This window comes from Vibrio alginolyticus NBRC 15630 = ATCC 17749 (genome assembly GCF_000354175.2).
Lineage (GTDB): Bacteria > Pseudomonadota > Gammaproteobacteria > Enterobacterales > Vibrionaceae > Vibrio > Vibrio alginolyticus.
Genome location: NC_022359.1, coordinates 664,668 through 680,309, shown reverse-complemented (window position 1 = coordinate 680,309; position 15,642 = coordinate 664,668). Strand labels below are relative to the sequence as shown.

General features: G+C 46.1%; 15 protein-coding genes. 2 read left to right on the top strand and 13 right to left on the bottom strand.

What is annotated here, in order from left to right; translation table 11 throughout:
• Position 1 precedes the first annotated feature (1 nt).
• Complete coding sequence (locus N646_RS18415) at positions 2-292, bottom strand: co-chaperone GroES (RefSeq protein ID WP_005373989.1); 291 nt, start codon at positions 290-292, stop codon at positions 2-4.
• A gap of 266 nt (positions 293-558) precedes the next feature.
• Here N646_RS18415 and N646_RS18410 point away from each other — a divergent pair, with 266 nt between their 5' ends.
• The gene (locus N646_RS18410) at positions 559-909 is read left to right on the top strand and encodes a rhodanese-like domain-containing protein (protein WP_017819774.1); all 351 of its coding nucleotides are present in this window, start codon (positions 559-561) and stop codon (positions 907-909) included.
• A gap of 93 nt (positions 910-1,002) precedes the next feature.
• Here the strand turns inward: N646_RS18410 and N646_RS18405 are convergent, their stop codons facing one another.
• From N646_RS18405 to N646_RS18390, 4 genes are all read right to left on the bottom strand, one after another.
• A complete protein-coding gene (locus tag N646_RS18405) occupies positions 1,003-1,401 on the bottom strand; it encodes a GFA family protein (protein ID WP_005388696.1) in 399 nt (132 codons plus the stop codon).
• Positions 1,402-1,653: 252 nt separating this feature from the next.
• Positions 1,654-1,917, bottom strand: a complete 264-nt coding sequence (locus N646_RS18400) for a DUF3012 domain-containing protein (protein WP_005373992.1) — start codon at positions 1,915-1,917, stop codon at positions 1,654-1,656.
• A 194-nt stretch (positions 1,918-2,111) separates the two neighbouring features.
• Positions 2,112-3,131, bottom strand: a complete 1,020-nt coding sequence (gene fni, locus N646_RS18395) for a type 2 isopentenyl-diphosphate Delta-isomerase (protein WP_017819773.1) — start codon at positions 3,129-3,131, stop codon at positions 2,112-2,114.
• A gap of 238 nt (positions 3,132-3,369) precedes the next feature.
• Positions 3,370-5,169, bottom strand: a complete 1,800-nt coding sequence (locus tag N646_RS18390; RefSeq protein WP_017819772.1) for a cation:proton antiporter — start codon at positions 5,167-5,169, stop codon at positions 3,370-3,372.
• A gap of 440 nt (positions 5,170-5,609) precedes the next feature.
• Here N646_RS18390 and N646_RS18385 point away from each other — a divergent pair, with 440 nt between their 5' ends.
• Complete coding sequence (locus N646_RS18385) at positions 5,610-8,273, top strand: DUF2339 domain-containing protein (RefSeq protein WP_049812046.1); 2,664 nt, start codon at positions 5,610-5,612, stop codon at positions 8,271-8,273.
• Positions 8,274-8,361: 88 nt separating this feature from the next.
• Here the strand turns inward: N646_RS18385 and N646_RS18380 are convergent, their stop codons facing one another.
• Genes N646_RS18380 through flgF form a run of 8 tightly spaced genes read right to left on the bottom strand, consistent with a single transcriptional unit; the run spans position 8,362 to position 15,633 of the window.
• Complete coding sequence (locus N646_RS18380; RefSeq protein ID WP_005373996.1) at positions 8,362-9,402, bottom strand: flagellin; 1,041 nt, start codon at positions 9,400-9,402, stop codon at positions 8,362-8,364.
• Positions 9,403-9,420: 18 nt separating this feature from the next.
• Positions 9,421-10,320, bottom strand: a complete 900-nt coding sequence (gene flgL, locus N646_RS18375; RefSeq protein ID WP_005373998.1) for a flagellar hook-associated protein FlgL — start codon at positions 10,318-10,320, stop codon at positions 9,421-9,423.
• Positions 10,321-10,333: 13 nt separating this feature from the next.
• Positions 10,334-11,707, bottom strand: a complete 1,374-nt coding sequence (flgK, locus tag N646_RS18370) for a flagellar hook-associated protein FlgK (RefSeq protein ID WP_005374000.1) — start codon at positions 11,705-11,707, stop codon at positions 10,334-10,336.
• Positions 11,708-12,256 carry a rod-binding protein gene (locus N646_RS18365; RefSeq protein WP_005374002.1) on the bottom strand — a complete coding sequence of 183 codons (549 nt, stop codon included), beginning with the start codon at positions 12,254-12,256 and terminating at the stop codon, positions 11,708-11,710.
• A gap of 10 nt (positions 12,257-12,266) precedes the next feature.
• Positions 12,267-13,403, bottom strand: coding sequence for a flagellar basal body P-ring protein FlgI (locus N646_RS18360; RefSeq protein ID WP_086026720.1), 1,137 nt, complete (start codon positions 13,401-13,403; stop codon positions 12,267-12,269).
• A complete protein-coding gene (gene flgH / locus N646_RS18355) occupies positions 13,388-14,059 on the bottom strand; it encodes a flagellar basal body L-ring protein FlgH (protein WP_017635111.1) in 672 nt (223 codons plus the stop codon). The genes N646_RS18360 and flgH overlap by 16 nt, the downstream gene beginning before the upstream one ends.
• Positions 14,060-14,091: 32 nt before the next feature.
• On the bottom strand, positions 14,092-14,877 hold the full coding sequence (gene flgG, locus N646_RS18350) for a flagellar basal-body rod protein FlgG (RefSeq protein WP_005374008.1): 786 nt from the start codon (positions 14,875-14,877) through the stop codon (positions 14,092-14,094).
• Positions 14,878-14,901: 24 nt separating this feature from the next.
• Positions 14,902-15,633 (bottom strand): flagellar basal-body rod protein FlgF, encoded by a 732-nt coding sequence (gene flgF / locus N646_RS18345; RefSeq protein WP_017819769.1) that lies wholly within the window; start codon positions 15,631-15,633, stop codon positions 14,902-14,904.
• Positions 15,634-15,642 lie beyond the last annotated feature (9 nt).

Below are 15,642 nucleotides of genomic sequence, written 5' to 3'. Positions count from 1 at the left end.
ATTACTCAACGATTGCTAACACATCAGATTCGGACAGAATTAAGTATTCTGCGCCGTCAATTTTCTCGGTTTTCACGCCGTAACCGTCATTGAAAATGATTTGGTCGCCCACTTTGACTTCCATCGCAGCGCGTTCGCCATTTTCAAGACGTTTACCTAAACCAACAGCAATGACTTTCCCGCGGTTTGATTTTTTCACCGACTGAGAAGTTAAAACGATTCCCCCTTCAGATTTATTTTCCACCTCTTGTCTTTCAACAATTAGCTTGTCATTTAAAGGACGAATTTTCATTTTTAAGTGCCTCCTACTTGGAACCAAAAATAAAAGACAAAATAAACATCAAGATGGATTTGCGAGTCGACAGCTCGCTTTCGATGAAAATAATAAGGTCGAAAAATGAGAGTTCAAGAGGTGAATTTGATAAAAATTTTTATTAAATTAAATAAAATTTTCTATCGAATTATCGTATTCACAACCACTTAGCATCTCTTTATGATGGAAAATATGCTCAATCAAATCTAGAGTGGTTACGTACTCTTAAAAAGGATAATCAAACAATGAAAAAGGCCGTATCTCTATTTCTTGCAACGTTGTGCGTTGGCTTCCTCTCACCCAACGTGTCGGCTTCTGAACGCGCTGAACAAGGGTGGCAATTGATTGACGAGGGCGCGATGATTGTCGATGTGCGTACGCCGCAAGAGTTTTCTGAAGGGCATTTGGATAATGCCGTCAACTTCCCTTTATCTGAACTTGATAAACATTTTCAAGACGTCGATAAAGATCAAGCTATCGTGTTGTACTGTCGCAGTGGTAACCGCTCTGGCAAAGCGTATCAATACTTACAATCGCAAGGCTTTACGAATCTGCACAATGCAGGTGGCTTAGAAGAACTACAAAACGCCAAATAGTCGTCTCCGTTCTAATATACAAAGTAAAAGCACAGAGCGTGTCGCAAGCGTATTGTAACGCGCTCTGTTTCTAAATACTTATCTACAACAACTCTATTTTGGCCCAGCATCAAATTGAGTCAGGTTATCCGATATCTCGAGCCACGGCGCTTTCGACGCGACAAAAATATGGAAATCAGGCTTGTGAGAAGGTGTGTCATCCAAGATACCAAGGCGAATATTGACGATCCCATTGTTCTTTTTCGAATACAGACTTGATCCGCAGTGGCGACAAAAGCATAGCATGGTATTTTCGCTTTTCTGATAAGTTTGAATATCTTCTTTCCCTTGGATAATAAGCAGTTTATCCAACGCAATACCACCGGCAGATGAATAGTCAGAACCTGTGAACTTGCGGCATTCAGAGCAATGGCAATTTCCCATGTACTTAAATTCATCTGCCACTTCCAACTTTACCTTGCCGCACAGACATGAGCCTTTTAGTACTTCCATTTGAATTCCTTTTTGTTATGAATCTAATTGAATTAGATGGCTATCTCGACACCATGCCACTGCAATACGAAAAATTAAAGACAGGCAATACAGGTTTTCAAAAATGAAACGAAAATGTAAAACATTCCATTCAGAGGGAAGTGCGCTCGACACGTGAAAAATCGAGCTATTTTAGATACAAAAACACCAAGCAATAACGCTTGGTGTTTACCTCACAGAATGTCGCCTCAGAAAAGGCGCTTTCCGCTGTGCTTAAAAAATGCAGTGTTTAGTAAAGCTGGTCGCTTCGTTTGCAGTCCAGTCACCTTTCGGCTTATCTTTCAGGTTTTCACACCATTGCTCGCTGCCGACACCATCTTGCAGAACACAATGCTTTGCAAAGTCTACCGCGTTGTCTGCTGTCCATTCTGTTTTTGGCTTATCGCGCATGTCGTTACACCAGCCTTCAGTGCCCACTTCATCACTACAAGCGGTCAAAGCAGAAGCCGCCAACATCAGCATGACTAGTTTTTTCATAAATTTAAGGTTCCAGTTGCAAACAATAGTAAAATTAAACTCAATCTCTTCAACACATGCCCATTCAAGTGTCTGAATAAAGGCGTCACTAGCTGAAGTGACTTTTGTATCAACTATAACGAAATTATCAGTCTACGTGTTAAGACACCGAAAAATTATTGAGCGACTCTGTGTAAAGCGCGCCATTCTAAAAGCTATAGGCAGCGCGCTTTTGTTAGCTCACCAACCTTAAAAGAGCCAGTACCAAAGCACGCTAAACGCAGCTCTAATGCCATTTGTTCAAAGTGATCGACGACAGACTGCGTGCTGATCGTCGCAGCTTTTAATACCGCACCAGCTTGCCCAATGAGATTAGCACCCAAATGAATGGCTTTCGCCGCTTCAAGTCCGTTATGAACACCTCCCGAGGCGATCAAGGGTAATGTAGGATGCAGTGCGCGGATTTGAGCCAAACATGTTGCTGTAGGGACACCCCAATCGCGGAAAAGCTCGGCTGCACGCTGCATTTTCGGATTATCTTGGCAATACCCTTCAACCGCACTCCAGCTTGTGCCACCCGCGCCCGCAACGTCAATTGCATCCACACCAGCATCAATTAATCGCTGCGCAACGTGTCCGCTAATACCAAAACCGACTTCTTTGATAATGATAGGAACCTTCACGCGAGATTTAAGCATCTCAATTGCCTGGAAAACACCAACCCAATTGTGGTCGCCATTTTTCTGAAACGCTTCCTGCATTGGATTAACGTGCACAAACAAGGCATCGGCTTGAATCGCCTCAACCGCACGTTGCGCATTATCGAGTTTACCTTTATCGAGCAATTGAGCGGCTCCAAGATTGGAATACAACGGTACTTCTTTCGCCAACTCACGAATGGTTTTACCCAAGCCCGAATGCTGACTTTCTTCTAAGCTAATCCGTTGCGAGCCCACACCCATGGCAATACCTAATTCACTTGCTGCTTCAGCTAAACGACAATTGATCGTTTCTGCGTCTTTTGCTCCGCCAGTCATCGAGCTAATCAAAAACGGTAGCGCTAATTGATGACCAAGAAACTCTGTCGATAAATCGATCGCGTGAAAGTCACATTCTGGCAGCGCACAGTGTTCAAACTCGACAGACTCAAAACCCGCCGTTTTATGCTTCATGCTCATTTCATGATGTAAAACAGCATCTAGGTGTAAATCTTTTCGGTTAGTTTGCGGAGCCATAATGTCACCCTAAAGTAAAACAGTCGCGCAGTATTGCGATCCTTATCAGTAACGTCAATGCGAATTTTGTGAATTTGCCGGATTACTTTTCCGAAACGAGTAATGAATCTCGACTGCCCCTGACATTATAAGAAAAGAAACTCGCTTTCCGTTTTAAACAAGCCGGCAAGTTTCTCTTCAAATTGAGATAATCAGCGTACGATACCCATGATGAAAATGGATCACATTGCTCTGTAGTTTACTTTACGCTGTCCGACAGAATTAGCGACACAACAGTGCTTGTCGTCGTTGGTTCAAACTGTTCGGGATCATCACAGAATTGAATTTTTCCTTTTTCTTCTACATGGAACAGCGGTACAACTGAACTACCTTTGTGATGCGCTAAATAATCTTGATACGTGAAGTTATCGCTCAATTTCGTGTGTTTAACCTCTGCACCACGACTTAACATACTGGCTAGCTGGGTATAGCTTACATTGCCGCCCATCAGCAATTTACCATGGTACTCCTGAGCCACGGAGTGCTTCTCGCTGCCATTGCCGTTGGTTTTCACTTTTTGTAAGCAGTGAACTTTATCTTCCCCAAACTCGTCGACGAATTGCATGCAAGCCATAATGTTGAAATGCTGATCGGGCGTTAATGCAACCACTTGTCCAACTCCTATCAAGTTCAAGTTGTCGTCCGCGTGACTAGAAATAGGGTTGCCGTAATAGTAATCCAACCCCAACATACGAACCTGACTGATGTACTCCCAGTTTGAGTCAGTCATTAATACGCGGCGGTCATAACGCGCCAGCGCCTGCCCTATTTCTCTTGCTACTCGGTTAGCACCAATCAACAAGAAGCCGCGTGGTGCTGGCTCTGTAACGCCCAACGTCAGCGCTACAGGACGTGCCGTCGCACTTTGTAACACGACCGTTCCTATAATCACCATGAAGGTCATAGGGACCAGTAAAATCGCTTCATCAATGCCGTATTCGGTCAATTTGATCGCGAAAAGAGACGAAATCGAAGCAGCAACAATACCGCGCGGTGCAACCCAAGACAAAAACAGCTTATCTTTAAGACGCAAGTTGCTGCGGAAGGTTGAAAGAAAAATCGATAACGGACGCGACACTAACTGCATAAATACAAACAACAATAACGCACCGCTACCTAGCGCAGCAAAATCATCCAGACTGATTCGAGCCGCAAGGAAGATGAACAATCCGGTGATCAGTAAAATGGTTAAATGCTCTTTAAAGTGCAGAATTTGCTGAATATTGATGTCTTTAGCGTTTGCGAGCCACATACCCATTACGGTGACGGTTAGTAACCCAGCTTCAGACTCAATGTGGTTAGAGACCGAAAATACACCTAGAACCACCATCAAAACCGCAAATGGCTGCAAATATTCCGGTAGCCAAGAGCGACGCATGATCGTCGCAACTGCATAGCCTGAGGCCGCACCTAGCATGACACCGACAGCAATGATCGTCCCAAACACTTCGACGCTATTTATCGCGCTGTGAGATACGATAAACTCGTAAACCATCACAACAAAAAGCGCACCGAGCGGGTCAATCAAAATCCCTTCCCATCGCAAAATGTTAGCAAGCGTACTGTTAGGTCTTACGGTTCGTAGAAGTGGCACGATGACCGTCGGCCCTGTTACTACGGTTAAGCTGCCGAATAACATGGCAAGCTCCCAAGTAAAGCCGAGGAAATAGTGTGTTGCGATACTGGTCGCCGCCCACGAAATGATCGCCCCGATGGAAACAATGCTCCATACCGAACCACTCACGCCACGAATTTCTTTAAAATTTAAGGTCAAACTGCCTTCAAATAAAATCACTGCCACCGCCAAAGAGACCAACGGAAAGAGCAAATTACCTAATATCTCATCAGGATTTAACCACTGCATAAATGGCCCGACGATCAGCCCTGCCAACAACAAAAATAAAATCGCTGGCAAACGCAATCGCCAAGCTAACCATTGGCAACCTAAACCAATAACCCCAACCGCTGACAGCACCAGCGCTTCATTACCCACTTGCATCAATAATTACCTGTTTTTGTCTTTTTTCGCGTGAATGCGCTATACCCGAATACATTCAGCCTTACGGTCAAATAGAAACAACCGAACGTGCAAATCAAACGACTGACCTTCGATGACATCGCTACGAAACGCACATGTTTGAAGTCCTTTGGCGATCGCATCAGAACTATGAATATAGTTGACCCCCAATGACTTAACGACTCATTTTTGTTCATCAGGTCTTAAAGTGGCACACAAGTGTGCGACTTTGTCGAATTCATCATTACGCATTGAGTTTCATTATGTAGAATGATTTCTGAAGAAAGCGCGGAACCTAGCACTATATGAGGCTAAGGCATAGAGCATGAACTAAGCTTTAGCGTAAGTGCTCAAAGTTAAGAATCGTGGGTCACGCGACGTACGCAAGGAGAAATGGATTGTACGTAATACTAGCACTGTTCATGGCGTGTCTCGCCATCCTCATCGGAGTGAAAGCCGCCAACCGAGCTGCACTTTTAGAAAAAGAACTAACCAAACTTCGTGAGGAAGTTACATCACTACGAGCCAGTGTCCATGGGGGCTCAAACCAACAAGTGCACCAACAATCCAGCATCGAAAAAGACACACCATCTGTAGCGACGTCACCTCACATAGAATCACAACAGAAAAATGTCTCATCCTCTGGGGAACATGATCCAGCTGCCAACCTAGACTTAAACCAGAGCGCTGCGAATCAAGAATACGCCCAGACAAGAGAAGTGCAACTGGATGTTTTTAGTCAAGAAAATGAGTCATTCCTTCAGAGTAAAGTTCAGAGCCTGCTTAGCAACATTCAAGAAAATTGGTTGGTTTGGGTAGGCGCATTGGCCATGCTGATCGGTGGAGGTTATCTCGTACAGGTGATTGGTAGCCACATCCAGTTTTCGCCATTTATGCGAGTGTCCTTTGCCTTTGTGATCTCATTACTAATGGTGCTTGTTGGCGAGTGGTTTCACCGTAAAGAACAACAGAATCCGCAACGGGCAGCACGAGCCCAAGGCTTTACGTATGTTCCTGCTGCCGTTACCGGTACGGGATTAACGGGCATTTACTGCACCGTCATTTTTGCCTTTGTGGTTTATCAAATGCTAACGCCAAGTATCTCGTTGATCATTTTGGCTTCAGCGGCATTTTTCAGTTTAGCATTATCATTGCGACAAGGGCCGTTAATGGCCGTGCTTGGCTTAATTGGTGGCTACACAGCACCACTGTGGATTGGAGGTAGTGAACCCAACTACTTTTTGTTAGCCGGATACATCTGCGCGATTTCGTTCGCGGCGACCTTATTGATGCAAAAAGTGCGTAGGGCATGGATTACGCCAAGTATCGCGATTCCACATGTCATTTGGATGTTGCTGTTGATTGAGAGTGTACCAACAGAACGGTTGTTCTCGTGGCTCGCGATTTATCTCTCCATCACTTTGTATCTCATTTTCGCGGTTCCGAGAATGGGTTGGATGCTCAATCCTCGCTTTCGTCACTATCAAAGCAAGTGGACAAACTCGCCGACCGCTACCGCTCTCGCAACTGCTTTATTGACCTTTTCTGCCGTCACCAGAATGCCGGAGCTGAACGCTCTACAAATGGCGTACTGTTATACGCTGCTTGTTGCGATCATCTGGCTACCAGCACTTCGTACAGGCTGGTCATTACGTGTATTTTTGCCATCCATTCTCGTCTCGGCAACCGCGCTGATTGTTCTTACCATCGCTTTTGATGCGCTGTATATGTTAGAGCGAGAAGCTAGCATCCTATTCGCATTGGCGGTGAGTATTGCGCTGATCTGCTATCGAACATATTGCCAATCACTTAGTGACCGTTCGCAACTCAGTGGGCTGCTTCTGCTGGTACTGGCTCCCGCGATGAGCTTAATTACGTTGTTTTATATTGACGAATTTATGCAAGGCTACCTGTGGTATTGGACTGCATTCTGCGCATTGATGGCCACTTACTATGCTGTGCTTGGTCAGCGTGCACGTTCGTTGGCATTAGAATGCTCTGCCGTTATGCATGCTTTAATCGTAGGTATCGCTTTTGTTTGGTTGAGTGATACTTGGTTAACAACAGCAATCTCAATACAAGTTGCGATAATGGCCTTACAGGCTCAATTCGGGTTATTTCGACCTGCGAGTTGGGCGATTAAAGTGGCAATGGGAATACTGGTTATCCGACTCACGCTGCTACCTTTCATCCCCGAATGGCAACCGGTAGAAGCTGGGCATTGGGCTTGGGTTCTGGTGAGTTATCTGCCTTCTCTCTTCATCTTGTCTTATGCTCGTTCAACACTAAAACAAGTGGACCGAGAACTGACCAACTGGTTTGAAGGGGCGTTTTTACATGTATTCTTAATGGCATTGTTCACCCAAACTAACTACTGGTTAACGGGGCAATATGGTTACTTGGGGCACATCGACTTCACAAGTGCGGCAGTCTTTGCCAATCAAGCATTAGTTATGGGTTTGGTATACAGCTACCGCAGCCAATTTGCGCAACGCTTAAGCCGTATCTACGAAATCTATAGTTACTTGCTTTGGTGCGCGTTCGCTATATTGATTATTTTGCTTAATACGGCAGAATCGCCGTTGGTGACTGATAACGTCTCGGCACAAGCACTTCCCATCTTTAACATGCTGAGTATCGGCTGGCTGTTACCAGCTTGCATCCTGCTTATCGCAGCCTTTAAACGCTGGAATACGTTGCAAGTTCATCGATTTGCGATTGCTAGTCTAGGCTTTTTACTTGCAGCCATTTGGTTGGGGATGTCTATCCGTCAATTCTGGCAAACCACATCGATGATGCTGTATCAGCCAACCAGCATGGCTGAGTTGTTCAGTTATTCAGTGGCTGGCTTGCTCGTAGGTGGATTGCTGACTTGGCGCGGCGTGACCCAACAGGAGCTGATGATGCAGCGTGTCGGTCTAGTGGTCCTTGCCTGTGTCGCACTGAAAGTATTCTTATGGGATGTGAGCTCTCTGGATGGGTTCTGGCGAGCGATAAGCTTCTTAGGCTTAGGTGCGTCTTTGATAGCACTTGGATGGCTATTCCAGAAATTGAATCGTTCGGTGGCAAAAGCACTCGAGCCCTAGACGAGTCGAAGAGAGATTCCCGACAGTGCGCTGTTTTCGTTATTGGGGGACGATAACAGTGTAAAGCCGGGAATCATTGGAGTGTTCGTTACTTCAGTAAAGCGACCACGGTATGACGACGCACGTTTGCTTGCGCATTCAATGCCTGAAAAGTCGAAGTAAACTCGCCAGACTTTTGCATGAATCCATCCAGTTTTGCATTCACCTCATTGACTGAAAGCTGTGCGGTTTTGGTTTGGATAGAACGCATTTGAGTATTCAGTTCACCATGAAAAGCTTTCGCTTCTTGCAAACTCGTTTGAACTTGTTTCAGATGCTGATTTACTTTGGCAATCGTCTGCTTGATGCCGTCGCGTGAGCCTAGATCAAACCCGAGCTCCGCAATACCATCTGGCTCAGACTTTAAGTTCAAAACGTTAGGCTGTCCCGCAGGGAATCGGTGCCCTTCCCCCGTTACCATCACCTTTTGCTGCATTTGTTGATAAGCGTTGTCTCTGGCTTCAAATAAAATGCTGCCATCATCGGCTAATGAGGCTCGCATTCCTAACGCAATCAAGCTGCGATCCAGCATTTTGACCGTTCGCTCACCGTCTGATTGTCCATCAAACTGAATCATCACCGCTTGACCTTGAGGAAAATCCAAACGGATTTGCTCGGCCTTGTCGCTTAAGCGATGAACATTCAAACCTGGAATAGAAAAGCGACGAATGTCCGCTTTATCCAGTTTTAAGTGCAGTTCGTTATTTAGGACTTTCTGGCCATCGAAACGTGCTTGCTCAACGACTTTTTGGATGGTGGCTTTAGAACGAACCAATGTATCCTGCAAACCAGGAACATTTTGTACGCCTTGATTAATAGCTTGCGTCAAACCACGTTTAATTTGCGTGAGCTCTTTGCCAATCACCTGCAGCGATTTGGACGCGATCTGAACCGCCGTGGCTTGCTGCTGACCCTGCGTAAGCTGAATACCAGATACAGAGTAGGCTGACGCAGTGTCAGCCTGAATTTGCGCCGGACGCGGTTTAATTGCCGTACTTGAGTCTGCAGAACGGGTCGGCATGATAGAGGCTTGTTCTTGTCCACCTAAGCGTATGCTATGGGGTCTAACCTCTACTGTACTCATTACCATAAAAAGAACTTCCTAACCTTATAAACGGTCAAACAGCGACAAACCATCGATCTTCACATAGCTTGCTTGCGTTGCTTGCAAAGCGGCCATGTAATTACTCAATCGTACCGACGCTTCACCATAGTCCAGAGCAGAGAGGTCTCCAGATACCTTGTCAACGAACAGCTTGTTTTCACTGTGCGCGCCACCAACAAGATCTAAGTTGTTGTGTCGACCACCAATCTCAGTCATGGTCCCTAGTACGTTTGAAAAAGTATCGTCGATAGCGCTGATACTCGCCTCAACTTCAGCTCTGAAGTTGGCGGTAGGGCTCTCAAACTCTTTGATCAGCGCATCAATTTGGTTAAGCACGTTATGGCCTCCCCCAAGGTCCAATATTTCTTTTGCAGTCATATTGGAATCCATCGTGACACCTTTAGCAATTGTTACTACGCGCTTGTCACTATTACCTTCAATTACGTAGCTGCCGCTCGCTTTACTTACAGCCGCAGTATCCGTTTTAGTACCAGAGAAAAGGTAGTGCCCTTCTTCATCCTGCGCGTTAAAAGACGACTCAATAGAATCACGGTAACTCTTAAGCTCTGTAATCATACCGCCACGACTTTCGTCAGTAAGAGAGCCGTTCGCACCCCAAAGCGCGATGTCTCGCATGCTTTTTAAGCTTTCTTTGATCGAATCTAAATGGGTTTCTTGACTCGATAGCGTCGTTTTTACGTTTTCAATGTTGTTTTTGTACTGAGCAATCGCACTGGTTTCTCGGTCTAAGTTAAGCAACTTGATCGAAGCCATTGGATCGTCAGACAGCTTGGTTAAGCGCTTGCCAGTAGACATCTGTTGCAGAGCTTCGCCTAATCCCGCGCTATTGCTCTGCAAGCTGTGCAACATCATTTGACTAAATTGATTGTCACTAATTCGCATCTAAACTTTCCTCTTAGAATAACTGCAGAATAGAATCGAGCAGTTGATTTGCTGTGCTGATCACTTTCATGTTGGCATTGTGCGCATTAGCAAACATCATTAGGTTAGCCGCTTCTTCATCGCTGTTTACGGAACTAACATTATCGCGAGCTGCGTGCGCTTGCTTGTTCATGGCTAACTTCGCTTGATAATCAGCATTAGCTTGGCGTGCTTTAATTGCGGTTTGACCCACCATTGAACTAAAGGCATCGTTCAAGCTTACTGAGCCGTAACCTGATACCGCCACTGGCTTGTTGCTTAACTCGATCAATGATTGCAACGCATCTGCGTTACCAGGTGTTCCATCACTTGAGAACGCAAGCTCATCTGGAGTTAGCTTGGTAATATCCAAACTGGCTGCAGGGTTTGCTGGGTCATAGCTGAACAAAGGTTTACCTGGGTTGCCATTTAAGTCTTTGCCAGTTGCAAGCACGGCGTTGTATTCATCCGCGAGAGCTTTCGCCATGTCATTCAGAGCCAGTTGGTTTGGTTTCAACACTTCGGTTTGATAGTCATTAATCGCACCTAATTTGCCACCAAGCGAGTCACCAATCGCAAAGCTTTGATTCGAGAACGTGACGTGTAAGTCCGCTAAGTAAGGATCACTCGGGTCAGGAATGGCTTCCAGTTTGCCATGGTCCGTACCCATCACAAGCGGTTGACCAGAGGTTAGTGTGACCTGAACACTGCCGTCATGCTGCTGTGTTGTTTTGATTTCAATGGTTTGAGATAACTCACCGATTAACCTATCTCGTTCATCCATTAACTGTGATGGATTACCACCTGTACCTTGCATCTCTACCAGTTGCTTGTTCACCTTCGCGATATTTTCCATAAGGCTATTCGCGTGGTTAAGCGCTGCATTACGTTGGTCGCTCATGTCTTTATGTTGATTGTATAAAGACTCGGTAAGCGTATTAAAGCGGCGGGCCAAAGCTTCAGATTCGTTAATGATCTGCTGGCGGTAAGGTATGGATTCCGGCTTAACGGTCGCATCGTTAAGCGCAGCGTTTAGCGAGTCCAAGCCAGCCGATATACTGAAACCATCGGCACCAAGCGTATTCTCCAGCTGACTCATGTTACTGGTGTATCCAGATGCGTATGCCGCCATACTGTTAGTCGACCACGTTTGCTTAATCAGAAATTGATCAGTAACGCGGCGAATGCTAGTGACTTCTACCCCTAAACCTGGACTTAAGCGATTGGCTTTACCATCATCGACAGACGCCATCAACGCTTGTTGACGACTGTAACCCACGGTATTCACGTTTGCCACGTTTTGCGCGGTTACGTCTAGGGCCACACGGTTCGCGCCTAAACCTGAAAGGGCAATATTAACTAGGTTCATTTACAGCTCCATTTTTCTGATCAACGGCTGAGAAAACGCGGTAGTCATACCGGCCTCACCGAATACCTGTTTAACAGAGGCGACGGCTTGAGAAGCGGTATTAAATAGGCTTGAATTCTTCTCCACCTCTTTAGAATCTACTTGTGAGATAGATTCAGAATTCGAAGCTTTACCATCGTTAGCGGATGAGATGTTGCGCGCAGCATCGAAAGCAACCTCACGCATAGACGGGCTCAGCTGCTGGATGAGCATATTGGCAATGCCTGAGCTCTGTTTCTTTGCTAGTTCCATCGCCAGCTGACCGTCATACATATCACGGAATACCCCTTGTTGCTGACTGGCGAACGGGCTGTCTTTATCAGCAAGAGCATCACTACTGCTGCGCATTTGGCGTAACACCATTTGTAGGAACATTGCCTCAAATTGACCTGCGACGACTTCAAGTGCGCCTTCTTGATCACGACTATGCTTGATGTTAGCCAATGCACTATTGTCGTGATAAAGCATCGAATTTAACTGAGTTTGTTCATTGGTACTGTCTAGCTTCATCCTTAACTCCTTATATCACGACCAATTCAGCGTTCAATGCACCCGCTTCACTCAAAGCTTGCAGGATAGACATCAAGTCTGTAGGCGTGGCACCTAAACTATTTACCGCATTAACTATGGTGTTAAGTTCCGTGCCTGGAGGCCAAATCACCATCTGAGCGAGATCTTCATTCACATCAAGGTCCGTTTGGTTAACGACTTTCGTATCGCCATTTGCAAACGCATTAGGCTGACTAACTTGTTGTGATTCAGAAATTCGCACGGTCAAGTTACCGTGACTTACTGCTGCTTCACTCACTTTGACACTCTTACCGATCACTACGGTGCCAGTGCGAGAGTTAAAGACAATACGAGCAGGTTTACGGCCTTCAACGACGCTCATTTCTTCAAGCATCGACATCATGACGACACGCTGCTGTGTATCTTTTGGTGCACGCATATCAATGCGCGCTTTATTGATCGCAACTGCAACGTTAGGTCCAAAAGTGTTGTTAATTTCACGCGCAATATTTTTTGCTGTAGTGAAGCTAGGCTTGCGCAGGTTTAGGGTGATTTCATCACGTTGGTTGAAATCGGTTTTGATTTCTCTCTCTAAAGTCGCACCATTCGGAACGCGACCCGCCGTTGGTGTGTTTACTTCTACTTTGGAGCCACTTCGCCCCTCTGCAGATAAGCCGCCCACAACCACGTTACCTTGCGCAATCGCGTACACTTCGCCATCAATACCACGTAAAGGCGTTAGCAATAACGTACCACCGCGAAGGCTCTTTGCATCACCGATTGAAGACACAACCACATCCAACGTTTGTCCTGGGCCTGCCATTGGGTCAACGGACGCTGTCACACTCACAGAAGCCACATTTCGTAGCTTAGGGTTCATACTGTCATCAATTTGAACCCCAAACTGACGTAGCATGTTGGTAATAGATTGAGAGGTAAATTTCACTTGGTTTCGGTCACCTTGGCCGGCTAAGCCAACTACCAAACCATAACCAACCAGTTGGTTTTCTCGAATGCCGCGAACATCGACCAAGTCCATGATCGGAATTTCCGCTTCAGCACGTGAAGTGCCTGGTAGTCCCAAGGTCAACACCAATAGGAGAGACATAAAGAAAGATTGCATTGTCTTCATTAGAAAGGTACCCATGGGCTGTTGAAAAACTGAGTTAGCCACCCGGCTGCGTTGCTGTCAGCTAGCGCTCCGCGACCTGCGTAGGTAATTCTTGCATCAGCAATTCGTTGAGAAGAAACTTGGTTACTGCGGTTAATATCATCCACACGGACGATACCGGTTAGACGAATAAACTCGTCGCCTTGATTCAGACGAAGCCATTTTTCACCGCTGATACGCAATACGCCATTAGGTAATACTTCGTGTACCGTTACCGTAATGGCACCTTGAAGCTTGTTGCCTTGTGAACTTGATGCACTGCCATCGAAGTTACGTTTGCCATCCACGCTAACCCCTAACTCATCGATAGTTTTCGTGCCTATGGTCGGCGCCACAAAGTTAATTGCTGAACTTTTACCGAACTTAGTACCCGCATTTTTACTCGATGAGGTTTCTTCTGATAATTGAACCGTTAATACATCGCCAACTCGGTAAGCACGACGATCCTGGAACAGAGTCATCGTGTATTGGTGACGATAAAGGCTACCAGATTGGGTTTCCGGCAGCGTGTAATCGAGCGTTGGTGGTGCATATTCCTCAGCATTCGGCTCAGGCGGAATAAATTCCTGACGGCCAGCACATCCCACCAGCAACACGGCGGCTACTGCCCAACTCTTAGAAAGCCATTTCATTGCTTTTTCCTTCATCATCACCAATTTCATACTTACATTGATTGCGAAACAAACTTCAGCATGTCATCTGCAGCAGAGACCACTTTCGCATTCATCTCATACGCACGTTGAGTGGTGATCATGTCGACCATCTCTTCTACTACTTGTACGTTTGACCCTTCCAGTGCACCTTGCTTGATAATGCCGGCGCCATCAGCTCCTGCAATCAGCTCATCAGCTGGACCGCTGGCTTCCGTTTCACGGAATAAGTTGCCACCCATGGCCTCTAAGCCGGCTGGATTGATGAATTTTGCAAGTGTAATTTGACCAAGCTGCTGAGGTGTTGGATCGTCTGCTGTTGTTGTAGTCACTGTGCCATCAACACCCACAGAGAAAGAGACCGCATTGTCTGGGATCTGGATTTGAGGCTCTAAAGGCAGGCCCTGACTGTTCACCATTAAGCCTTCTGAGTTTCGATGGAACTGACCATTACGTGTATACATGATCTGTCCGTCCGAGTTTTCTATTTGGAAGAAACCCTGACCCATTACAGCAAGATCCAACTCTTGCGTTGTGTTTTGGGTATTACCTTGCGTGAACACTTTTTGTGTGCCAACAACGCGAACACCGCTACCTAGCTGAATACCACTTGGTAGTTCGTTAACTTGGTCTACTTGTGCGCCTGGTTGACGCTGAATGCTGTAGAAAAGATCTTCAAATACGACTCGGTCACGCTTAAAGCCAACCGTGTTTACGTTTGCTAGGTTGTTAGAAATGGCAGTCATCTTCGTGTCTTGCGCTGCCATGCCTGTCTTACTTACCCATAATGCTGAATGCATTTTTTACTCCTTGCGGGGCGAGACTTAGCTCGCCGCCATTAATTTGTTACCAGCTTTTGCTAGAGTTTCCGCCGTTTTCATCATGCGAACTTGCATTTCAAAGTTGCGCGTCAGCGACATCACACTAACCAATTCATCAATAGCAGATACGTTACTGCCCTCAATGTGCTCAGGAGAGAGTTGCACGGTTTCATCTGCCGCGAATGGCACGCCATCTACGCTGTGCAGCAAGCTATCACTCTCTTTTTGCAGTTGATTAATTTCCGGTTTAACCAACTTCAAAGTGCCTGCCACAATTTCTGCGCCGCCACCTGGTGGGATCACTGAGACTTGACCACGCTCGCTGATTTCAATCTTTTGATAATCCGGCACAACCAAAGGACCATTGTCACCGAGGACAGGGAACCCATTGATTGTTAGAGCGCCAAAAGTATCGACCTGAATATTGCCTGCACGGGTGTAAGCTTCGTTACCCGCTAGGGTTTCTACAGAGAGATATCCCTCCCCCATAACCGCAACGTCCAACGGACGTCCTGTTTTCACAATATCGCCAGCGTCGAAACGTGTTGAGGCAGAGTTGGTCACAACCATAGTGCGACCATCAAAACCTGGGCCTTGCATCTCTACACTACGCACACGCTCCATATCCGCTCGAAAACCCGCAGTATCAGCATTTGATAAGTTGTTTGAACGAACGTGCTGCGCTTTAAGAACTCGGCTGGCACCCGACGTTGCCGTAAATAACAAACTATCCATGCAAAACTC